The sequence below is a fragment of the Hymenobacter glacieicola genome, assembly GCF_014640315.1.
Lineage (GTDB): Bacteria > Bacteroidota > Bacteroidia > Cytophagales > Hymenobacteraceae > Hymenobacter > Hymenobacter glacieicola.
Genome location: NZ_BMGS01000003.1, coordinates 177923 through 199625, shown reverse-complemented (window position 1 = coordinate 199625; position 21703 = coordinate 177923). Strand labels below are relative to the sequence as shown.

General features: G+C 61.2%; 15 protein-coding genes. 6 read left to right on the top strand and 9 right to left on the bottom strand.

Annotation, left to right across the window (positions count from 1 at the left end):
- Positions 1-195 precede the first annotated feature (195 nt).
- On the top strand, positions 196-5694 hold the full coding sequence (locus tag IEW18_RS06740) for a translocation/assembly module TamB domain-containing protein (RefSeq protein WP_188557066.1): 5499 nt from the start codon (positions 196-198) through the stop codon (positions 5692-5694).
- A gap of 64 nt (positions 5695-5758) precedes the next feature.
- Positions 5759-8203 carry a translocation and assembly module lipoprotein TamL gene (gene tamL, locus IEW18_RS06735; protein ID WP_188557065.1) on the top strand — a complete coding sequence of 815 codons (2445 nt, stop codon included), beginning with the start codon at positions 5759-5761 and terminating at the stop codon, positions 8201-8203.
- 95 nt (positions 8204-8298) lie between these two features.
- On the opposite strand, the gene IEW18_RS06730 is transcribed toward tamL, so the two are convergent.
- The 4 genes from IEW18_RS06730 to fdhD all read right to left on the bottom strand — a co-directional run bounded on the left by IEW18_RS06730 (position 8299) and on the right by fdhD (position 15276).
- A complete protein-coding gene (locus IEW18_RS06730; RefSeq protein WP_188557064.1) occupies positions 8299-10857 on the bottom strand; it encodes an FdhF/YdeP family oxidoreductase in 2559 nt (852 codons plus the stop codon).
- 230 nt (positions 10858-11087) lie between these two features.
- Positions 11088-13646 carry an FdhF/YdeP family oxidoreductase gene (locus tag IEW18_RS06725; RefSeq protein WP_188557063.1) on the bottom strand — a complete coding sequence of 853 codons (2559 nt, stop codon included), beginning with the start codon at positions 13644-13646 and terminating at the stop codon, positions 11088-11090.
- 41 nt (positions 13647-13687) lie between these two features.
- Positions 13688-14011 carry a DUF7009 family protein gene (locus tag IEW18_RS06720; protein ID WP_188557062.1) on the bottom strand — a complete coding sequence of 108 codons (324 nt, stop codon included), beginning with the start codon at positions 14009-14011 and terminating at the stop codon, positions 13688-13690.
- 389 nt (positions 14012-14400) lie between these two features.
- Complete coding sequence (fdhD, locus tag IEW18_RS06715; RefSeq protein ID WP_188557061.1) at positions 14401-15276, bottom strand: formate dehydrogenase accessory sulfurtransferase FdhD; 876 nt, start codon at positions 15274-15276, stop codon at positions 14401-14403.
- 174 nt (positions 15277-15450) lie between these two features.
- Between fdhD and moeB the strand changes: the two genes are divergently transcribed.
- Genes moeB through IEW18_RS06695 form a run of 4 tightly spaced genes read left to right on the top strand, consistent with a single transcriptional unit; the run spans position 15451 to position 18765 of the window.
- Entirely contained in the window at positions 15451-16560 is a 1110-nt protein-coding gene (gene moeB / locus IEW18_RS06710) for a molybdopterin-synthase adenylyltransferase MoeB (RefSeq protein ID WP_188557060.1), read from the top strand.
- A gap of 59 nt (positions 16561-16619) precedes the next feature.
- The gene (locus IEW18_RS06705) at positions 16620-17222 is read left to right on the top strand and encodes a hypothetical protein (protein ID WP_188557059.1); all 603 of its coding nucleotides are present in this window, start codon (positions 16620-16622) and stop codon (positions 17220-17222) included.
- Positions 17223-17256: 34 nt separating this feature from the next.
- Positions 17257-18420, top strand: coding sequence for a putative sulfate/molybdate transporter (locus tag IEW18_RS06700; RefSeq protein ID WP_188557058.1), 1164 nt, complete (start codon positions 17257-17259; stop codon positions 18418-18420).
- Positions 18421-18426: 6 nt separating this feature from the next.
- Entirely contained in the window at positions 18427-18765 is a 339-nt protein-coding gene (locus tag IEW18_RS06695) for a hypothetical protein (protein ID WP_188557057.1), read from the top strand.
- Here the strand turns inward: IEW18_RS06695 and IEW18_RS06690 are convergent.
- The 5 genes from IEW18_RS06690 to IEW18_RS06670 all read right to left on the bottom strand — a co-directional run bounded on the left by IEW18_RS06690 (position 18762) and on the right by IEW18_RS06670 (position 21601).
- Positions 18762-19580: a DUF2490 domain-containing protein gene (locus tag IEW18_RS06690; protein ID WP_188557056.1), complete on the bottom strand. Its 819-nt coding sequence runs from the start codon at positions 19578-19580 to the stop codon at positions 18762-18764. The genes IEW18_RS06695 and IEW18_RS06690 overlap by 4 nt on opposite strands.
- 40 nt (positions 19581-19620) lie before the next feature.
- A complete protein-coding gene (locus IEW18_RS06685; protein WP_188557055.1) occupies positions 19621-19758 on the bottom strand; it encodes a hypothetical protein in 138 nt (45 codons plus the stop codon).
- Positions 19759-19952: 194 nt separating this feature from the next.
- The gene (locus IEW18_RS06680) at positions 19953-20651 is read right to left on the bottom strand and encodes a ClpP family protease (protein ID WP_188557054.1); all 699 of its coding nucleotides are present in this window, start codon (positions 20649-20651) and stop codon (positions 19953-19955) included.
- Positions 20652-20749: 98 nt separating this feature from the next.
- Entirely contained in the window at positions 20750-21043 is a 294-nt protein-coding gene (locus tag IEW18_RS06675; RefSeq protein ID WP_188557053.1) for a hypothetical protein, read from the bottom strand.
- Positions 21044-21046: 3 nt separating this feature from the next.
- Positions 21047-21601 (bottom strand): RNA polymerase sigma factor, encoded by a 555-nt coding sequence (locus IEW18_RS06670; RefSeq protein WP_188557052.1) that lies wholly within the window; start codon positions 21599-21601, stop codon positions 21047-21049.
- Positions 21602-21703 lie beyond the last annotated feature (102 nt).

Here is a 21703-nt window from a genome sequence, read left to right as displayed (position 1 = left end):
GAAGGGCGAAACAGAAGAACCTACAATCCTGGATTGGAAAGTACAAGGTTTCCGGCCAGCCGCGCCCTGTTCTTCGATAGGAAGAATCTTCTGGTCGATATAAGCGGCAAACAGGTCGGTAAAAGCAAGGCAGGGTCAACCTGCACGGGGGTTTTACCGTTTGGCTGACTGAGTTCCATTTCTATCTTCTGCCCTTTGCCTGTCTATCTGCGTCGTATTCTCTACGCCCTGTTGGGGCTGGTTGCGTTTGTGCTACTTGTAGTGGCCGGGGTTTTCGTGTACCTACAAACCGACTCGGGGCAGGATTTCGCCGCCCGCAAAGCCGAGAATTATCTACGGGACAAACTGCAAACCGACGTACGAATCGCCAAATTTCGTACGGATTTCAAGCACGCCATCAGCCTGGACGGGGTCTACATCGAGGACCAGAAGGGCGACACCTTATTATCGGTAGGCCATTTGGGCGTCGACCTCGACCTCTGGGCCCTGACCAAGTCGCAGATCAACCTGAAAAGCCTGGAGCTGAACGACGGGCGCCTGGCCATCACGCGCACCGAGCCGGACAGCATCTCGAACTACGACTTCATCGTGCGGGCCTTTGCCAGCGGCGACACCACAACCGTAGCCACTACCCCCGCCGACACGACCGGGGCGGGCTTTCAGTACAACATCGGCGACCTGCGCCTGACCAACATCCTGCTTACCTATAACGACCAGGTGGACGGCATGAACGTGCGCACCCGGGTAGGCGAGCTGGCCGTGAGCATGGACGAGGTGGACGTGGACGGCTCCACCTACCGCGTGGATCAGGCCGCGTTGCGCAACACAGGTATTAATATCCGGCAAACCAAGGTGCCGCCGGATACGCCCCAGGACACGGCGGCCCTCAAGCTGGAGTTCGGCCTGAACCGGGCCCAGCTGCAAAACGTGAGCCTGATTTACCGCAACGACCCCTCGGCTCAGTTTATCAACACCCGCATCGGGGAGGCCGACGTGACGGCCGACAACATTGACCTGGTGAACAGCCGCGTGGCCCTGAACACGCTGAAGCTGCGCAATACCAGCTTTGCCTACGCCCAGAACGAAAACGTGCCGGTAGAGCAGCGGGTAGTAAACCCGGCCGAAGCCGTGCGCGACCTGAACGCCGCCGTGGAAAACGCTACCGGCCAGGAAGCCAGCTGGGTAGTAAGCTTGAAGCAGTCCGACATCAACGGTGTGGACGTGGCCTTCGACAACTTCAACGAGCCCCGGCAGCGGACGCGCATCAAGGGCATGGACTACAACCACCTGAAGTTCACGAACCTGACGCTCAACACCGAGAACCTGCGCTACTCCGCCGACAGCACCACCGGCCGCATCACGCAGCTGGCGGGCCAGGAGCAGAGCGGCTTTGCCATCACCCGCGCCGCCGCCCAGGTGCACTACGACGACCACCGCATCCAGCTCAACGACCTGGACCTGGTGACGCCCCACAGCCACCTGAAGCGGCGCATTGGCATTGGTTACAAGGACCTGGCCGGCATTGCCGACGACTTGCCCAACCTGAAGCTGAACGGTGACCTGCGCGAGGCTCGCCTGGGCTTCCGCGACGTGCTCTACATCACGCCTACCCTGCTTGATACGCCGCCGTTCAGCAGTGGCCCCAACCAGTCGTTCCTGATTAGCGGGCTAGTAAGCGGGCGGCTGGGCGACTTGCGCGTGCAAAACCTCGACTTTGTGGGCTTCCGCAATACCGTGGTGCGCGGGGGCGGCCGGATTCAGGGCCTGCCCAACACCGACGACCGGCTGATTCTGGATTTGAACCTGGGCTACGTGCGCACCACCGAGGCCGACATGCGCAGCCTGCTGCCGGCCGGCACCCTGCCCGAGCTGGGCATCAACCCCAACGCCCCACTCACTATGAGCGGGCAGATACAGGGCCGCATCAGCAACCTGGCCCTGACCAATATTGACTTCCGCGGCCTCCAGGGCACCCGCATCCGTACCACGGGCCGCCTGGTTGGCCTGCCGAATACCGACCGCCGCCTCTACGCCGACTTCACCATTCGGGAGTTCACCTCCACAGCCGCCGACATCAAGGGCCTGCTACCTGCCGGCACCTTACCGGCCGGCTACAACCTACCCCCGCGCCTGACGGTGAGTGGCACATTCCGGGGACGGCCCACCGCCTTAGTCTTTGATACCAACCTGCATGCTACCACCAGCTTTGGCAACCTAACTGCCAAGGTAAACGTGGGCGAAGGGCCGCAGGGACAGGAGCCGGTAGCGGCTACCTTTAGCACTCAGGGCCTCGACGTGGGCAAGTTCCTCGGCGACCCGACCATTGGTAAGGTAACGGCCAGCGGCACGCTGAACGGCCGCGGCGGCCTCGACCCCAACCAACTGCGCGGGCAGCTGAACGCCACCGTGCAGCAGGCAACCTACAACGGCTACACCTACCGCGGCATCACGGCCAAGGTTGATATTGACCGGAACCGCTACGTAGTGGACGCCAGTAGCAAGGACGACCCCAACCTCAACCTCGACCTGCTGGCCACCATTGACCTGCGCAACGCCTCGAACCCCACCTACACCGTGGATCGGCTGAACCTGCGCGGGGCCAACCTTACGGCCTTGGGCTTCTACACCGGCGGCGACCTGCGCGTGCAGGGCGACCTGAACGCCAACCTCAGCGGCTCCGATTTGAACACGCTCAACGGTACGTTCTCGGGCAACCGCATCGTTATTGTCAGCAACAACCGGCCGTTTGCCCTGGACTCCGTGACGGGCCGCATTGTGCAGCGCACGGGCCGCACCGAAGTAGATTTTGCCTCCAGCGTAGCCGACCTGACCCTGCGCGGTAACACCCGCCTCGGCGACCTGGCCCTGGAGCTGCAGCGCCACATTGACCGCTACTTTGACTTGCCCGGCGTGCAGTACCGGCCCTCCTCAGAGTACCGGCAGTTTACCTTCGAGGCCAACCTCAAGCAGCCGCGGCTGGTGCAGCAGCTGGTCCCTGACCTCAAGCGCCTGACGCCTTTCAAGCTCACGGGCTCCTACGACAGCCGCGCCGCCGACCTGCGCCTGAACACCCGCATTGGCCGCATCGTGTACATGGGCTACGCCCTGGACTCCTTGAAGCTGGCCGTGCAGTCGGACCCGCAGAAGCTGGACTACGCCCTGGGCCTGCGCCGCGTCAGCCAGGACACTACCTTGCAGATTCCGAACCCCAGCCTAACCGGTAGCATCCAGAACAACGAAATCGGGACGCGGCTGCGCATTGCCGAGTCGGATAGCGCCGAGAAGCTGAACCTGGCCGGGGCCCTGCGCGTGCTCAATCAGGGCGCTACCTACGCCTTCCGCTTCGAGCCCAAGCTGATGCTGGACGAAAAGCAGTGGGACATTACGCCCAACAACGAAATCCGCTACACTACCTCTACCGGCGCCCTGTTCGCCCAAAACCTGGTGTTCAGCCGCAACCAGCGCAGCCTGAGCCTGCAAACCCTGGCCGGGGCCCAGTACCCGCTGCAAATGAGCATGGTGAACCTGGATATCAACGGGCTGGGTCGGGCCGCGGGCTTCCAGGACTCCCTGATTGCGGGCACGCTCAACGGGCAGGCCATTGCCTACAGCCTGGGCCAGCCCAAGCAGGCGTTTACGGCCAATGCCAACTTGGCCGGCTTCGTCTATAATAAGGCTACCATCGGCGACCTAGCCCTGCAAGCCACCAACCCTACCCCCGACCGCTACAACGTAGATGCCCGCCTGACCAACCAGCAGGGCATGGACGTGCGGGCCGTGGGCTACTACCTGGCTACCCCGCCCTCGCCTATCCAGTTTGATGTGAATGTGAACCGCCTGGATCTGAAAATCATCGAGCCGTTCTCCCTGGGGCAGTTGCAGCAGATGGCCGGGGGCGTGAGCGGGCAGCTGGCCGTAACGGGCACCGTGGCCCAGCCCAACCTCAACGGCACGCTCACTACTACCCCCGACGCCACCTTTACCCTTACCCAGCTCGGGGCGCCTTACTTCCTGGCTTCCCAGGACATCGACTTCACCAACCAGGGCATTGGCTTCGATAATTTCGTGGTGAAAGACTCGGTGGGCAATGAGGCCATCATCAACGGCAACATCCGCACCACCAACTATACCTCCGACTTCCGCTTCGATTTGCAGGCGACAACCGAGAACTTCCTGGCCATCCAAAGCTCGCGGCGCGAAAACAACTTGTTCTGGGGTAAGCTCCTGGTCGACTCCGACTCGCGCATCACGGGCACCCTGACGCTGCCGGTGGTCCGGACCCGGGCCCGCGTGGCCGATGGCTCTAACTTCTTTGTGGGCATCCCGAACGATGACCCGGTGAAAGTGGAGCGCGACGGTATTGTGGAATTCGTGGACAAGAGCGCACCTATTGATACCATGCTGGCCCGGCAGGTAGCCATTGATTCGGCTGAAACCGCCGCGGGCTACGACATTCAGGCCGTGGTAACCGTGACCGACAACACGCCTTTTACCATTGTGGTGGATGAGGCCTCCGGCGACAACCTGCGCGTGCAAGCCAACGGTACCCTGAACACGGCCATCGACCCCACCGGCAACATCACCCTTACCGGCCGCCTCGATGTAACCCAGGGCAAGTACCAGATGTCGCTCTACGACCTGGCTTCGCGGGAATTCGACATTGCCCGCGGCTCGTCCATTACCTGGAGCGGGGACCCCTACAACGGGCAAGCCAACGTGACGGCCATTTACAACGTGCGCGCCGCCCCCGCCGAGCTGATCAGTTCGCAGGGTGGCACCGATGAAACCCAGAATGCCCTGGCCCGCAACCAGCTACCCTTTGAGGTGGATCTGAAAGTGACGGGACAGTTGCTCAAGCCGCTTATCAGCTTTGATATTCGCTTGCCTGAGGAAGCCCGTTCTGATTTGCGCGGCCCCATTGAGGCCCGCCTAACCCAGCTGCGCCAACCCTCCCAGGAAAGCGAGCTGAACAAGCAAGTGTTTTCCTTGCTGGTGCTAAACCGCTTCCTGGCCGACGACCCCTTTAAGAGCAGCAGCGGCAACCTAGTAGCGGAACAGCTGCGCGGCTCAGCCAGCCAGGTGCTGACCCAGCAGCTCAACAACCTTACCGGCTCCTACCTCTCTAACCTGGGCGTAGAGCTGGGCGTGAACTCCTACGCCGACTTCAGCAGCGGAGCCGAGAAAACCCGCACCGACCTGAACGTGGCCGTGCGCCGCCAGCTGCTCAACAACCGCCTCACCGTGCGCCTCGGCACCGACGTGCCTTTGGGCGGCGGCAACCAGGGTAGCACGGGCCAGAACCAGGCGGGCGTGAGTGCCTTTGCCGGCGACGTGAGCGTGGAATACAACGTGCTGGCCAATGGCCGCATCCGCCTCCAGGCCTTCCGCAACAACGCGTATGGCGACATCGACGGGCAGTTTGTCCGGACAGGAGCTTCTCTGATCTTCCAGCGTGACTACCGTGACCTGGCCGACCTGTTCCGGGGCATTGACAAGGAAGTAAAGGAGGAAGTGAAGCTGGAAAGCCGCCGCCGCCGCCAGGATCGCCGCGCCAACCGGGACTCAACCAACGCCGCGCCTAACGCGCCCCGCCGCGACTCAACCCGCCTGCGCCCCGTAACGGCTCGCCCCGATTCGGCCCGCCGCACCAGTGCCCGCTCCGCCACCGCCCGCCCAGATTCTACCCGGCGCTAGTCTTCCAGCTTCCGCCAGCACACGCGGCGCTTCGTACTCTATCATTTTCCTGAATTACGCTTTCATGTTGCATCATCTGCCCTTCTTGCCGAAAACCAAGGACGCTGCCGATACCAATCGTCAGGCTCCCCTTCTCCCCAAGGAGAGGGCGCTGGGGGGTGAGGTCCGGCGGTGGCTGCCGCTGCTGGCCTTGCTGGCTTCCTGCTCCGGCCTCAAGTACATTCCGGAGGGTAGCAAACTCTACACGGGTAGCACCGTGAAAGTAAAGTCAGCCAGCCCTGTTCCACGCGAAGCAGAGCTGACCACCGAGCTGGAATCCGTGATTACGCCCAAGCCCAACACGTCCTTTCTGGGCATTCGGCCCAAGCTGTATTTCTGGCACCTGGGCGAAGGTAAAACCAAAGGGCTGGGGCACTGGCTGGCCAACAAATACGGCGAGAAGCCCGTGCTGCTCAGCCAGGTTGACACCCAGAAGGTGAAGGGCCTGATGATCAACCGCCTGTATAACAACGGTTACTTCCAGCCCGTGGTGCACAGCCGCGTGACGGTAAAAGGCCAGGCCGCCAGCGTCGACTATACGGCCACGGTTAACAAGCCCTACACCATCAAGGAAATCCACTTCCCTGAGGGAGACTCCCTGCTGCCTCGGGCCGTGCGAGCTACCCAGCCCGGCTCCCTGCTGAAAGTCGGTGACCCGTACAATCTGCAGACTTTTACCAATGAGCGGGTGCGCATTGATGGGGAGCTGAAAAACCAGGGCTATTACTACTTCAACCCCGACTACATTCTGTTTCAGGTAGATAGCACCTTGAATAACCAGGTGAACGTGTACCTGAAAATCAAGGAGAAGACGCCCGCGCAGGCTGCCAAACCCTACATCCTGAACCGCATCCGGCTGAACACCAGCTACTCCCTCAACGACACTACCCTCAGTGAGCAGCCTATCCGCTACCGGGGCTACATCTACTACCCCGATGAGAAGGTGTTCAAAGCCAAGGCCATAACCAATGCTACCTTCATTTACCCCGACAGCCTGTACCGCCGCCGCCGCCAGGACCAGACCCTAAGCCGCCTGATGAGCTTGGGCACTTTTAAGTACGTGGACGTGGGCTTCCGGCCTGCCCGGCAAAAGGCCGACTCGGCGGGCTACGGCTTCCTGAACTCCTACGTGCGCATGACCCAGCTGCCCAAGAAAAGCCTGCGGGCCGAGGTACTGCTCGTGAGCAAGTCGAACGGGTTTGTGGGGCCGGGCTTCCGCATTCAGTTTCGCAACCGCTCGGCGTTGCGTGGGGCCGAGCAGCTGCTGGTAAACCTGACCGGCTCCTTCGAAAATCAGCGGCGCAGCAACACCAACACCATCGGCCTGACCAGCTACGAAATTGGGGCCGACGCCCAGCTGCTGGTACCCCGCCTGATTACGCCGCCCTTCAATATCCGGCTGGTAAACTCCGACTTTCAGCCCCGGACCACCTTCGGCGCGGGCATTCGGTCCGTGACCCGCCTGGACGCCTTTACCCAGCAAGGCTTCAACCTGAACTACGGCTACACCTGGAAAACCAAGCTCACCAACGAGCAGGAACTGCGCCCCATCGATATTCAGTACCTACGCCTCTCCGATACCAGTCGCACCTTCAGCCGCTTGCTACGCGACCGGCCATTCCTGAATAACTCCTTCCGGCAGCAGTTTGTGCTGGCCAGTTCCTACCGCTACACCTACAACCAACAGTCGTTGGAGCAGCGCCGCAATCAGATTTATTTTAGCGGCGGGGTAGAAGTAGCCGGTAACCTGGCCTACTTGGTCAGCTCGCTCACGGGGCAGCCCAAGGTTACCAACCCCGACGGCAGCCAGTCGTACACCCTGCTCAATCAGCAGTTTTCGCAGTACACCAAGGTTGATTTGGAGCTGCGCAACTACTTCCGCACCAGCGCTAACCCCGCCAGCGGCAACAAGTTTGCTACCCGTCTGCTGGTTGGGGTAGGGTTGCCTTATCAGAACGCCAAAGTGCTACCTTACCTGAAGCAGTATGGCATTGGGGGCCCGAACAGCGTGCGAGCCTTCGCGGCCCGCGGCCTGGGGCCCGGCACCTACCGCACCCCGGAATCCAACGAAACCAGCGCCTTTTACGACCAGGTGGGCGACATGCGCATCGAGGCCAACGCTGAGTACCGTCAGGATCTGTTTCCCTACGTGAAAGGGGCCTTGTTTGTGGATGCCGGCAACATCTGGCTGATCAACGACGACCCCAGCCGCCAGACCGTAGATGAGAACGGCAACCCCGATGGTAAGAACGGGCAGTTTGCTTTCAACACCTTCCTCAAGGAGTTGGCCGTGGGAGCAGGTGCCGGCCTGCGCATCGACGTGCAGTTCTTCGTCATTCGCTTCGACTACGCCTACCCCCTGCGCCTGCCCTATAGCAACACCCAAATCCAGGGTACAACCAGCGAAAATACCTACAACAAAACCTCCGATACCGGCCGCTTCAACATTGCCATTGGCTATCCGTTCTAGAAAGCAACCTCCCAAAGTAAAAGGGCCCGACCGTGTAATACGGTCGGGCCCTTTTATCTGTGTTATTGTTCGGAACGGTGCGGTTTCGCGCGGTGCTACGCTTCCGCCGCCATCCGAACCTCAACAGGCGCTCCTACTGTTTTGCGGGCCGGCACCACGGTTACTACCACGTACTTGGAGGTAGGCGTGTTGCTGGTTTTAGCCACGCTACCTACGGGCACCAGGGGGTTGGCTTCGGGGAAGTAGGCGGCCACGTTGCCCTTCGGAATGTCGTAGGGAACGGCAATAAACTTCTCCACCGTGCGCTTCTCGCCCTTGTAGTGGCTGGTAATGTCGATGAGGTCCTTGGGCTGCAGGCCCCGGTCGGCAATGTCCTGGGGGTTCATGAACAGCACGCGCCGCTCGTTGAGCACACCCCGGTACCGGTCGTTGTAGTCGTAGATGGTGGTATTGAACTGGTCGTGGCTGCGCACCGTCATCAGGATGAGCTGCCCGGGCTCCAGCTCCCGCTGGTAGTGTTGCAGCTCGGTGGTGGTGAAGTTGGCCTTACCATTCTTGGTAGTGAACTTCCGCTCCCGGGGGCCGTTGGGCAGGTAGAATCCGCCGGGGCGGCGCAGCTTTTCGTTGAAGCCCTCGAAGCCTGGAATTACGCGGCTGATATGGTCCCGAATGACGTCGTAGTTTTCCGTCATGGCCACCCAGTCAGCAATGTTGATTTTGTCGCCGAAGGTAGCAATGGCAATGCCGGCCAGAATTGCCACTTCGCTCATCATCTGCCCTTCCAGTGGCACCAGCACGCCCTTGTTCTGGCTCACTACCCCCATGGAGTTCTCGCAAGAGGTCATCTGGTGGCCCGACTTCTGCATGTCCACATCGAGGTGGGTAAAGCAGGGCAGCAGCAGGCTGGTTTCGCCCGTTACCAGGTGGCCGCGGTTGAGCTTGGTGCCCACGAACACCGTCAGTTTCTGCTTGCGCATGCCCTCGGCAATAACCTCGGTGTCGGGGCCGGCAGCCAGCAAGTTGCCACCCAGGCTGAAGAATACCTTGGTTTTACCTTTGTACATGGCCTTGATGGCCTCCACCGTGTCGTAGCCATGCTCGTAGGGCGGAGTAAAGTTGAATTCCTTGGCCAGCGCGTCCTGAAACTGCTTGGTCGGCTGCTCCCAGATGCCCATGGTCCGGTCGCCCTGCACGTTGGAGTGGCCGCGCACCGGGCAGGTACCCGCGCCGGGCTTGCCAATGGCGCCCTTCATCAGCTGCAGGTTCACGATTTCCTGGATGGTTTGCACGCCCTGGCGCTGCTGCGTAACGCCCATGGCCCAGCAGGTAATAATCTTCTGCTTGGTAGCCAGCATGTTGGCCGCTTCCAGCAGTTGGGCCCGCGAAATGCCGCTTAGCTCCTCAATGTCTTCCCAGGAAGTGTTGCGGATGTTTTGCTCAAACGACTCGAAACCAGTGGTGTACTTGTCGATAAACGGCCGGTCGATTACCGCGCCGGGGTTCAGGTCCTCGGCCTCAAACAAGTGCTTCATGATGCCGCGCAAAAGGGCCATGTCGCCATCCACACGCACTTGCAGGAACAGGTCGGTAATCTGGGTGCCGTCGCCGAGCAGGGCGCCCAAGGCCCGCAGCGGGTTCATGAAATCCTGGGGGTTCTTGAAAGCCAGCAGGCCGGCTTCCGGCAAGGGGTTCACGGCAATAATCTTGGCCCCGTTGCGCTTGGCTTTCTGCAGGGCCGTGAGCATGCGCGGGTGGTTCGTGCCCGGGTTCTGGCCAATAACCAGGATAACCTCCGCCTCGTGAATGTCATTGAGCGTGACGGAGCCTTTGCCCAGGCCCAGGGTAGGGCTTAGGGCCGCGCCGCTGCTCTCGTGGCACATGTTGGAGCAGTCGGGCAGGTTGTTGGTACCCAGTAGCTTAGCGAAGAGCTGAAACAGGAAGGCCGGTTCATTCGGCACCTTGCCCGATGTATAGAACAGCGCCTCGTGGGGCGAATCCAGGGCGTTCAGGTTATCGGCTACCAGCTGGAAGGCGTCCTGCCACGCAATGGGCGAGTAGTGGTTGTCGCCGGGGCGCTTCACCATGGGGTGGGTCAGGCGGCCGGCATTGTTCTGGTCCCGGTCGGTCATGCGCGAGAGTTGGGCCAGGCTGTACTTGGCAAAGAACTCCGGACCGGCCGCTTTATCGTCGGCATCGGAGGCGGTGGCTTTGGCCCCGTTCTCGCAGAACTCGGCCACGGAGCGGTGGTCGTCGGGGTCAGGCCAGGCGCAGCTCGAGCAATCGAAGCCATCCTTCTGGTTCATTTTCAGCAGGCCCCGGGTACCGCGGCTGACGCCGGCCTCGCTCCAGTTAAACTCCATGCTCTTGATGACGGCCGTAACACCGGCCGCAACCCGGGCGCGCTCCTCCAGCTTCAGGCCGGTGAATTCTTCCGGGGGCTGGGCCAGAATGGGGTGCTGGTACTTGGCGTTGGCGACGTCGGGGGCAGGTATCACGCTTTCGTCACGTTCGTGTTGGGGGTCGGGGCGGTAGTGGTCGGGGGCTGGGGCCGTACCCTGGTCGGGCCGCTCACCGCTTTTGGGTACGTTATCTTCAGCACCTTGCTGCTGAGTTTTACCAGCTTGGCTGGGGTCTTCGGCGGGGGATTTTTCCATGACAAGCAGAACAAGTAGAGGCTCGAAAAGATAGCGAAACACAACCAGAAAGTACGGCTGGCTTGGCTACCATTTCTATAAGCGCTGGGCTGAACAATAGTTTGAGGTTCAGACGCAAAACTGGTCCATCAGGTTGTCGAGCTAGCCGGATTAAGCCCGGCCCGGGGTTCAAAAAAACAGCCCAACCGTAGGTGCGGTCGGGCTGGCGGGCAGTAGGCTGAGGGGAATGGTTACGCGGGTACGGTCACGCGCTGGGAGGTAGGAATCTGGGTACCAATGGGCAACTCGACGGGCGCCACCGTCACGATGACGAACTTGGAGGTAGGCGTATTGCTCTTGTACGCTACCGACCCAATGGGCACCAGCACGTTGCCCTCCGGAAAATAGGTAGCGCAGTCGCCCCGCGGAATGTCGTAGGGAATGGCAATGAAGTTCTCGGCGTGGCGCTGCTGGCCCTGGAAGTGGCTGGTAATGTTCACCAGGCCTTTCTCCTTGATGCCGCGCTCGGCCATGTCCTGGGGGTTCAGGAAAATAACCCGCCGCTCGTTGTGCACTCCCCGGTACCGGTCGTTGTAGTCGTACACGGTGGTGTTGAACTGGTCGTGGGAGCGGATGGTCATCATCACCAGCTGGCCGGGCTCGAAGGTGTGCTTTTCCAGGGGCGTACTCGTGAAGTTTGCCTTGGCGTTTTCGGTGGTAAAGTTCCGCTCCCGGGGGCCGTTGGGCAGGTAGAACCCGCCGGGGTGCCGCACCTTGGTGTTGAAGTCCTCGAAGCCCGGAATGGTGCGCGCCACGTACTCCCGAATGAGGTCGTAGTTTTCGGTGCAGCCCACCCAGTCCACGGTGCTTCGCTCGCCGAGGGTAGCCAGGGCAATGCCACACACAATGGCTACTTCGCTCAGCATCTGGTCGGAAATGGGTTCGAGCACGCCCTTGCTCATGCTCACTACCCCCATGGAATTTTCGCAGGTCATGAACTGCTGCCCTGACTTTTGCATGTCAATGTCGATGCGGGTTTTGCAGGGGAGCAGCAAAGCCATTTCACCGTTGACGAGGTGGCTGCGGTTAAGCTTGGGCGTGACGTGAATAGAGAGGCGCAGCTTGCGCATGCCCTCGGCCACAAACTCGGTATCGGAGCAGGCTGAAAGCATGTTGCCGCCCATGGCCATGAACACCTTCACCTTACCGTCGTGCAGGGCCTTCACGGCTTCCACTACGTCGAAGCCGTACTCGCGCGGGGCTTTAAAGTTGAACTCCTTTTCCAGGGAATCCAGGAACGTATCGGTCGGCCGCTCCCAGATGCCCATGGTCCGGTCACCCTGCACGTTGGAGTGGCCGCGCACCGGGCACAGGCCGGCCCCCGGGATGCCCACGGCGCCCTTCAGAAAGTGCATGTTCACAATTTCCTGAATGGTATACACGCCGTTTTTCTGCTGGGTCAGGCCCATGGCCCAGCAGGTAATGATTTTTTTGTGGCGGGCTACCAGGTTGGCCGCTTCCTGAATCTGCGCCCGCGTAACGCCGCTGGCTTCCTCAATATCGGCCCAGGTGGTTTGGTTGAGGGTTTCTACCAGCTCGGGGTAACCCGTAGTGTAGTCCCGAATAAACTCCTGGTCGAGGACCTGGCCGGGGTTCAGCGCCTCGGCTTCCAAGAGGCACTTCATCAGCCCGCGCATCACCAGCTGGTCGGAGTTGATGCGCACCTGCAGGTACACGTCGGTGATGGGCGTGCCGTCGCCGAGCAGTACGCCCAGCGCCTTCAGGGGGTTCATGAAGTCCTGGGGGTTCTTGAAGTGCAGCAGGCCGGCCTCGTGCAAGGGGTTGATGCTGATGATTTTGGCCCCGTTCTTCTTGGCCTTTTGCAAGGCCGTGAGCATGCGCGGGTGGTTCGTGCCCGGGTTCTGGCCGATGATAAGGATGACCTCGGCCTCGTAAAAGTCGTTGAGCGTCACGGAGCCCTTGCCCAGGCCGGTGGTGTTGCTCAGGGCCGCGCCGCTGCTTTCGTGGCACATGTTGGAGCAGTCGGGCAGGTTGTTGGTGCCAAACTGCCGCACGAAGAGCTGGTAAAGGTAGGCCGGCTCATTGGGTACCTTGCCCGAGGTGTAGAAAATGGCCTCGTCCGGCGACTTCAGCGCGTTCAGCTCTTGCCCGGCCAGGGCAAAGGCTTCGGGCCAGGAAATAGGCGTGTAATGGGTAGCACCGGGGCGCAGCACCATGGGGTGCGTAATGCGGCCGGCGTTGTTCAGGTCGCGGTCCGTCATGCGCGAGAGGTCCACGAGGCTGTGCTTGGCAAAGAACTCCGGCCCTACCGGGTCCGACTGCGCATCGGAGGCGGTGGCCTTGGCCCCGTTCTCGCAGAACTCGGCTACCGAGCGGTGGTCGTCGGGGTCGGGCCAGGCGCAGCTCGAGCAGTCGAAGCCGTCCTTCTGGTTCATTTTCAGCAGGGCGTGGGTACCGCGCACGGGACCTTCGTAGTCCAGGGCAAACGCCCCCGACTTCAGCACGGCCGTAATGCCGGCCGCTACGGTGGCGGGCTTGGTCAGCTTCAGGCCGGTAAATTCTTCGGGCGGCTGAGCCAGAATGGGGTGCTTGTGCTTGGCCCCCAACGTATCGGGGGCTTCCATGAGCCGGTCGTCCAAGGTTTCGCGTTCAGGCGAGGTGCTCCAGTTGTCACTGGTGGGAGCTGCGCCCTGGTCGGGCCGCTCACCGCTTTTCGGAACGTTGTTGCTAGCAGTCTGCTGCTCGGTTTTGCCGGCCTGATTGGGGTCGTACGCGGGCGATTTATCCATAACGCGGAGGAGAGAAAAGCGGTGAAGGCGGGCCTGGCACGTCAGTGCCGACAGTCCAGGTCCTTTTCAATTAAGATTTTCAGGGGTTGATCCTCGGCTACCATGAGGGTGGCCGAGAAGCCGTTTTGGTCGGTTGTGGTCCAGTGGGAGGCCAGGGTGGCCGGTACTTTCACGGTGAGGGCGCCAGCCCCGTAGGTTACCCGAAGCTCTTCGGTTTCAGCTCGTTCCAGGGCGTAGGTGAGGCTTTCGTCGGGGGTAGGGCCCAGTGGCACTACCGCCGCCACCCGGCCCGCATCGGCAAACTGTTGTACTTCCTCGGCCGAAAGCCGGAGGCGAAGCGAGTTGTCTTCAATGCGAAGTTTCATAGGAGAGAAAAGCTATATCCGTCAGACGCAGTCGGGCCGTCAGATGTTGCGGTGGCGCTTGGGTGTTGAGGGGTTATTTAATTGAAAATCAGGTTATTAAACTGATATATTGATGTTGCTGGCAAGCCGACAGGAATGGGTCTTGTACCGTCGTAGAGACGCAATATCTTGCGTCTCGTCGCCAGCTGAGGTTGTTTATCTTGTCATTCCGAGCCTGAGCGAGGAATCTGGATTCAGCCGCTACATGGTGAACCCAGATTCCTCACTCTGCTCGGAATGACAAGGAGGGCGGGTCCTTCAATGACTAGACGCAAGATATTGCGTCTCAACACCCGTTCAGACCACACTCTGGAGGCTTCTTTAGCTGTCAACAATTCAGATACTACGACCTACTGCTCCTGGCGCTGCAACCGCCACTCGTGGCAGTACACGTTGTAGCGGCCCTGGCGCACAAAACCGCACACGGTCATGCCAAAGTCGCGGGCCGCCGATACGGCCAGGGAACTGGGGGCGCCCACGGCCGCCAGCACCGGAATGCCCGCCACAGCCGCTTTCTGCACCAGCTCAAACGAGGCTCGGCCGCTGACCAACAGCACCGAGTTGTGCAAGGGTAGCAGTTCCTGAAACAGGGCCGCCCCAATGACTTTGTCCAGGGCATTATGCCGCCCTACATCCTCGCGCAGCAAGAGCAGCTCGCCCTCCGGCGAAAACAGGGCCGCCGCGTGCAGGCCCCCGGTTTGCTCAAACAAGGCCTGGGCCGCCCGCTGCCGCTCCGGCAAGAGGTGAATTACGGCCGGGTCGAGGTAGGGCCCGGCCGTGGGCAACACCGGGCAGGCCGCCGCGTGCACGGCCTCGATGCTGGTTTTGCCGCACACGCCGCAGCTGCTGCTGGTGTAAAAGTGGCGCTCCAGGCGGGGCAAATCGGGGGTAGCGGTGGGGGCCAGCTCGGCGCGTACTACGTTTTCGCGCTCTTCTTCTTTTTCCACGTCGGGGCAGTAGATGACGCCGTGCAAGTCCTGGCGGCCCCGGATAATGCCCTCGGTCAGCAGAAAGCCGGCCGCCAGCTCAAAGTCGTGGCCCGGTGTGCGCATGGTGATGGAGAGGGTGCGGTGCTCCCGCTGCCCGCCCGGCCCGTAGCCCACCCGGATTTCCAGGGGCTCTTCGGCGGCCAGTACATCGGAGGCAGTCGTCACGACTTCGCCCTGCACTTTGTGCACGGTGACGTAGTCGTAGGAGGTCGGGGGAAGGAAAACGGGGGCTGACATAGGGCAAATAGCGGGGTAGGTGCGCGGTTGGTTAACCTTATGGCCCGGAAGTAAGTTTGAGCTAGACAACAGGCGTAGGGCAGGTGACGGGGTAACGAGGAAAGCTACCCGTTGCGTTGCCGATTTGCGGCTGGTTGCCCGCTTGCCCCTGCTACCTGTTATCTTGTCTGCCTGATGCTTACCACCGAAGAACGCCAGATTTACCGCCGCCACCTGCAACTGCCCGAAATTGGGGAGGCCGGGCAGCTACGCCTGAAAAATGCCCGGGTGCTGGTAGTAGGCGCCGGCGGCCTGGGCTGCCCCATTCTGCAGTACCTGGCCGCCGCCGGGGTCGGCACCCTGGGCATTGTAGACGCCGACCAGGTAGAGCGCAGCAACCTGCAGCGCCAGATCCTCTTCGGCCCCGCCGACCTGGGCCAGCCCAAGGCCGAAGCCGCTGCCCGCGCCGTGAAGCGCATCAACCCGCTGGTACATACGGAGGTGCTCAGCTGCCGCGCTACCCTGGGCAATGTGCGCGAGCTGGTTAGCAAGTATGACCTGGTCGTTGACGGTTCCGACAACTTCCCTACGCGCTACTTGCTCAACGACGCCTGCGTGAGCTTCAACCGGCCGCTGGTGTCGGGGGCCATCTACAAGTTTGAAGGGCAGGTGTCGGTGTTTAACTACCAGGGCGGCCCCACGTACCGCTGCCTGTTTCCGCAGCCGCCTTCCGCCGCCGAAGCCCCCAACTGCGACGCTACCGGCGTGCTGGGCGTGCTGCCCGGGCTGGTAGGCACGGCCCAGGCCACGGAGGCCTTGAAAGTCATTCTGGGTATCGGCGAGGTGCTATCGGGGCGGCTGTGGATGTTTGATGCCCTGACCTTCCAGACCCGCACCCTCAAGTTCGCCCGCCGCCCCGAGCAAGCCGCCATCAACCTGGATACTGCCGATACCCGCGACTACGCCGACCTGTGCGGGGTAGGGGTGCGCAGTATTTCCGTGGCCGAGCTGCACGAGCAGCTGGAGTCGGGGCACCCGCCCTTTCTGCTGGATGTGCGCGAGCCCCACGAGTACGCCGCCGGCCACCTGCCCGGCGCTACCTTGCTACCCCTGAGCAGCCTGGAGAAGGGCGTGGCCACCCTACCCAAACAGCACCCGGTAGTGGTGTACTGCCGCTCCGGCCGCCGGAGCGCCCAGGCCGTGGAGCGCCTCCAAACCGAGTTCGGCTTGACCAACCTGCTCAACCTCGACGGCGGCATTCTGGCCTGGGAAGAAATAGAGAGTTCCGAGGAGAAGATGGCGTAGTAGAGTAAAGCGCTTAACTCAAGAATAGACGATGGAAGAATACTAATTCAGGAATTAAGATGTGGAAGTTACTGCGGACTCTACTGATGCTCCTGTTTCTGGGGGTAGTGCCCATTGCCTGTTGCAAGGAAGAAATGCGCGACTACGCCAACGTGCGAGCAATTGGCTTGACCTTGGCGGAATCGATTAATGGCGTGGCCTTTACGGACGGTACGCGCACCACCGCAGCGGAACTGCTGGCTAACATACGGCTAGAGTATTCTTACCTGGCTTCGGTGTCGCTGGGCAATCCATTTATCGGGAGTGCCAATGCATTGCAGTGCGAGGAGCCCGGCGGAAAAGGCCTGAAAGATAGAATAGCGGCTTTGTCGTTTACCAGCACTGGACTGTTTAACGGGGTAGCAGCCGGGCAGCCTCTGGATCAGTTTGTTCGGTGCAGTGCCGGCAAAAGCGGTTACGAAGGCACTACCTTTCCGCTCACCCAACTAGCTGACTCGCTTAATACATGGAAATCCGGGAAATTTGGGGAATTAAACTACCCGATAAAGCTAACCATCGGGCCCAAACCAGCTGACAACGCGCAGCAGCAGTTTCGCCTCCGCATCCGGCTGCAAAGTGGCCAGGAAATAGAGCAGACGACCCCTCGCTTCACTTGGCAATAGGCAAGTACAACCACCCGACACACCACTTCCCCGCATGCCGCTTACCGCTACCCCCGCTACTCGTCCCCGCATCCGCTTCGATAGAAATGAGCTGGCGGGGGCCTTCGGGGATTTAGGCACCGATTTGCCCTTGCTCATTGGCATCATTGCCGCCTCGGGCGTCGACAGTGCCGGGGTACTTATCATGTTTGGGCTGATGCAGGTGTTTTCGGGGCTGTGGTACGGCATGCCTATGCCGGTGCAGCCCCTGAAAGCCTTTGCCGCTCTGGTTATTGCCCAGAAAATTCCCGGCCGCGTCATCTTCGGGGGCGGGCTGGCCATTGGGGTGAGCATGCTGGTCTTGTCGGTGTCGGGGCTGATTGACGGGCTGGCCCGGCTGGTGCCCAAGCCGGTCATTCGGGGCATCCAGTTCGGGCTGGCTCTGCAGCTGGCTACCCTGGCCCTGAAGGAGTACGTGCCCGCCGATGGGCTGCCCGGCTACGCCCTGGCGGCGGCCGCTTTTCTGGTGACGGCCGTGCTGCTGGGTAACCGGCGCTGGCCCGCCGCCCTGTTCGTGCTGGCCCTGGGCGTGGGCTACGGCCTGCTGTTCAAGCTGGACCTGGCCACTGCCCACCGCGCCGTGGGGCTGCACTTGCCCGGCTGGCAGGTGCCCACCTGGGAAAACGTGAAGTACGGCGCCATTCTGCTGGCCCTACCCCAGATTCCGCTTTCGCTCGGCAACTCCGTGCTGGCTACCAAGCAGGTAGTGGAAGACTATTTCCCCGAGCGGCCGCTCACGGTGCGACAAATTAGCTTTACCTACGGCCTGATGAACCTGGTGAACCCCTTTCTGGGTGGGTTTCCGGTGTGCCATGGCTCGGGCGGCATGGTGGGCCACTACACGTTTGGGGGGCGCACGGGCGGCTCGGTGGTACTCTACGGGTTGCTGTTTCTGACCCTGGGCCTGGTCTTCAGCCAAGGCTTCCAGCAGGTAGTCCAGATTTTCCCGCTGCCGGTTTTAGGCGTGCTCCTGCTGTTCGAGGCCCTGAGTCTGGCTACCTTGCTGCGCGATGTCAGCGGGGCCCGCTCCGAGCTGCTGCTGGCCCTGCTGGTCGGGTTGCTGTGCAGCGGCCTGCCCTACGGCTACCTCATTGGGCTGGTGGTGGGCACTAGCTTGTACTACGCCATGCAGCGTGGCTGGGTCGGTTTAGGAAAATAACTGCGTATGGAAGAACCTATACTTTATCAGGTCTGGAGAACAGTACGAGTCGAGGCTGGGCCGCAGCCGTTTCAGGGCTACTACAGCATCGGCGACAGTATGCTCTTCGATTTTCGCTTTCTGGATAACCCGGAGCAAAGCCTCGCGGAATACCCCCTGGGCAGCTGGACCCGCCACGCCGAAAAAATCAAGCACCCCGGCAACGAGACTACCCTGTATCTGCTCGTTCAGGTCGTTACGGAGGAGTACCTGGTGCTGGAGCTGTACATGGTGTACGCGGGCCAGCCCCGGCACACGCTTACGCTTTCCCTGGTGCCCAGCCGGGCCGAGGTAACGGCCGCTTAATCCGGCTGGGAAGGCACGTACTCCGGGGCCGGGCCCTCGGTGTTGCGCCGGCTGATGCGGTAGATAACGGACAACACCAGGTTGTTCTTGCTGGCCGTGGTTTGGGGCGTGTACACGTTCTGCTGGTAGCTGGCCGGCGTGAAATTCGACTGACGCACGCAACCTGCCTGTACCGTCCAGTGCGGGTCAAACTGGTAGCCTACGCCGCCGTACACCCGGTTTCGCTCGAAAAACGGTCCTTTGGGGTTGAAAAACACCTCGTCATAAAGTGAGAGAAAGGCCGTTTTGTTGGTTACCGTTTTCTGATTGAGCGGGATGAAGCCGTTGAGGCGGTACCGGATTCGGTTGCGGTAGCGCACGGCGCCAGCCGGCACTACCCCGTCGCGAAAGGAAAACCAGCGCTGCTCCACGCGGTAGCGGTGCTCTACCTTCAGGCGGGCGTTGTAATGCGTGAAGGTTACCTGCTCCCAGAGGCGCTTTTCCACGTTGAGGGGTCCTTCACCCAGGTCGCGGTAGTCAGCGGTAGCGTAGCGGCCCCCGGCCACCATAAAGGTGAAGTTCTTGGCTACCTCATGGCTGATGCCGGCCTTCAGTTCGTTATAAAAATACTGCCGGAACAAACCATTGCTGCGGGCCTGCACCTCGGCGTAGCCGCCCCAGTGCTTGGGCCCACCCGGCAGCACCACCGTCCCAATCAGCCAGTTGCCCCACCGCGGGTCAGGCGCCGAGTTGGTCTGGCCGTAAGCAAGAAAGCTGCCCGCGCCGCACAGGGTAGCCGTGAGTAGCAAGCGGGAGAAATGGCAGGAAGCGGACATACGGAAGGGCAAAACAAGCTGCGAAAGTAGGCACGTCAAACTAGAGCCGGCCTACAGCATCTTGGCCACCTACTTCAACTTGCTTGAATTGGTTATGGCGCAGCAAGGCTTCCAGGTAGTAATAATCGGCGTGGGTCAGGGGCCCGTCCACCTTGGTGTTGGCGGGTTTGTGGGCCACGCAGTGCCTGATAAGGACGTTGTGAGCTGCTGGGCCTGGGGCAGGAAGCCGACGGCGAAGACGAGCAACAGGGCGGCCAGGCAACGGCAAAGAAAAGTAGAACGAAGCATGGTCGTCGGGCTACGGCAGAGTTCCGGGCTGCGGCTCCTGCTTTGGTCGAAAGTCAGCGCACACGCCCCAAAGGCCGCGGAAGCCTACCCTGCCTTGCGCGCCAGCACTTCGTCAATGAGGCCGTATTCTTTGGCTTCATCGGCCCGGAGCCAGTAGTCCCGGTCCGAATCAGCGTGGATTTGCTGAGCAGTCTTGCCGGTACGCTCGGCGTAAATGCCGTAGAGCTCTTGGCGCAGCTTCACCACCTCGCGAGCGGTAATCTCAATGTCAGCCGATGGGCCTTGCACTCCGCCGCTGGGCTGGTGAATCATGACGCGGGCGTGGGGCAGGGCCGACCGCTTGCCTAGCGCGCCTCCGCACAGTAAAAAAGCGCCCATACTCGCGGCTAGGCCGGTGCACATGGTGGCCACGTCCGGGGTCACGTATTGCATGGTGTCGTACATGCCCAGCCCCGCGTACACCGAGCCGCCGGGGGAGTTGATGTAGAGCAAGATATCCTTGCGGTTGTCTACCGATTCCAGGAACAGCAGTTGGGCATTGATGATGTTGGCTATCTGGTCATCCACAGCCTGCCCCAGGAAGATGATGCGGTCCATAATCAGCCGCGAAAACACGTCGATTTCAGCAAAACGAGTTGGTCGCTCTTCAATCACGGAGCGCGTCATGGCCGTCACGGTGGGGTAGGCGCGCCCGTTGGTGTGGCGCAGGTAATCATCGACCACGGAGGCACGAAGGCCCTGGCCTTGCACGGCAAATTTGCGGAACTCTTGGGAGGTGAGCATAACAGCAATGAGGGTAAAAAATGGACGCAGGAGTACCGGCTTGCCCCGCAGGTAGGGCAAGAAATGAGTTGTAAAAGCCAGAAAATCAGAAGAAAGTCTTACCGCCGAAGCGCTTGAGGGAGCACCCGGCGCACTGCATGGAGAGCAGCCTGGAGCCAGCGCTGGCGGCGGGCAGTACCGGCAAGTTGGGCGTGAATCAGGTCCAGCTCTTGCCGAAGCTGCTTACGGCCGGCCAGCTGCAGGCCCTGGTAAAGTAGGTGCTGGGCCTCCGTATCAGTGGCCAGCTCTGGGTCGGTGAATAATTGCACCTGCCACGCGGCGGCTTCGGTGGCGGTGGGGTGGCCCAGTAGGTGGCGCTCAATGAGTTGCAGTCGTTTCAGGGCGGGGCGCATAAGTTACCGGGCGAAATCGTGAGCGAATAAGGTTCGTACGGCCGCGCGCAGGCGTTCCAGGCACTTAAATTTCTGCACCGTTGCCGAGCGTACACTGCGGTAGTCGTGGGTGCGGGCAATCTGCTCCAGGGGTTGCTGGAAGTAGTAGAAAGCCAGCAGCACGCTCTTGCACCGCTCCCCCAGCTGCTCCACGTAGTCCAGCACCGAAAGCGCGGCCGAAGTTTCCGCGGATTCTAGCTCCGGCAGCCGCTCCGCGTGCTCCTCCGTGAGGCCAGTAAGCGGCTGCTGGCGGCGGCGCGCCAGCTCCCGGCGCCAAAGGTTACGGCTTACCCCCACCAGGTAGGTGCTCACCGAGGCCGACAGTACCAAGGTTTCGCCAACCGCTTTTTCATAGAAAATGACCAGCGCATCCTGAAACACGTCCTTGGCATCCTGGGCCGAGCCACCGTGCTGCTGCACGTGCCGCCGCACCATCGGGAAGGTGCGCTGGTAGAGGCCGGTGAGCGTCCGGTGCCGGTCGGTGAGCAGGGCGTGGCGAAGAGAGGCGGTGGTTTCCATAGCAAGTAGGGTAGCGAATAAGGGCCCGGAAGTCGTTCTGCAGGTTAATCTTCATTTAGACCAACTATCACCCTTCGAGTGCGGGAAAAGTTACCGCCCAGA

Bases quoted from the DNA above. Each gene is read 5' to 3' on its own strand.
- tamL (WP_188557065.1), top strand. From the start codon at position 5,759: ATGTTGCATCATCTGCCCTTCTTGCCGAAAACCAAGGACGCTGCCGAT.
- IEW18_RS06730 (WP_188557064.1), bottom strand. From the start codon at position 10,857: ATGGAAAAATCCCCCGCCGAAGACCCCAGCCAAGCTGGTAAAACTCAG.
- IEW18_RS06725 (WP_188557063.1), bottom strand. From the start codon at position 13,646: ATGGATAAATCGCCCGCGTACGACCCCAATCAGGCCGGCAAAACCGAG.
- IEW18_RS06720 (WP_188557062.1), bottom strand. From the start codon at position 14,011: ATGAAACTTCGCATTGAAGACAACTCGCTTCGCCTCCGGCTTTCGGCC.
- fdhD (WP_188557061.1), bottom strand. From the start codon at position 15,276: ATGTCAGCCCCCGTTTTCCTTCCCCCGACCTCCTACGACTACGTCACC.
- moeB (WP_188557060.1), top strand. From the start codon at position 15,451: ATGCTTACCACCGAAGAACGCCAGATTTACCGCCGCCACCTGCAACTG.
- IEW18_RS06705 (WP_188557059.1), top strand. From the start codon at position 16,620: ATGTGGAAGTTACTGCGGACTCTACTGATGCTCCTGTTTCTGGGGGTA.
- IEW18_RS06700 (WP_188557058.1), top strand. From the start codon at position 17,257: ATGCCGCTTACCGCTACCCCCGCTACTCGTCCCCGCATCCGCTTCGAT.
- IEW18_RS06695 (WP_188557057.1), top strand. From the start codon at position 18,427: ATGGAAGAACCTATACTTTATCAGGTCTGGAGAACAGTACGAGTCGAG.
- IEW18_RS06690 (WP_188557056.1), bottom strand. From the start codon at position 19,580: ATGTCCGCTTCCTGCCATTTCTCCCGCTTGCTACTCACGGCTACCCTG.
- IEW18_RS06680 (WP_188557054.1), bottom strand. From the start codon at position 20,651: ATGCTCACCTCCCAAGAGTTCCGCAAATTTGCCGTGCAAGGCCAGGGC.
- IEW18_RS06675 (WP_188557053.1), bottom strand. From the start codon at position 21,043: ATGCGCCCCGCCCTGAAACGACTGCAACTCATTGAGCGCCACCTACTG.
- IEW18_RS06670 (WP_188557052.1), bottom strand. From the start codon at position 21,601: ATGGAAACCACCGCCTCTCTTCGCCACGCCCTGCTCACCGACCGGCAC.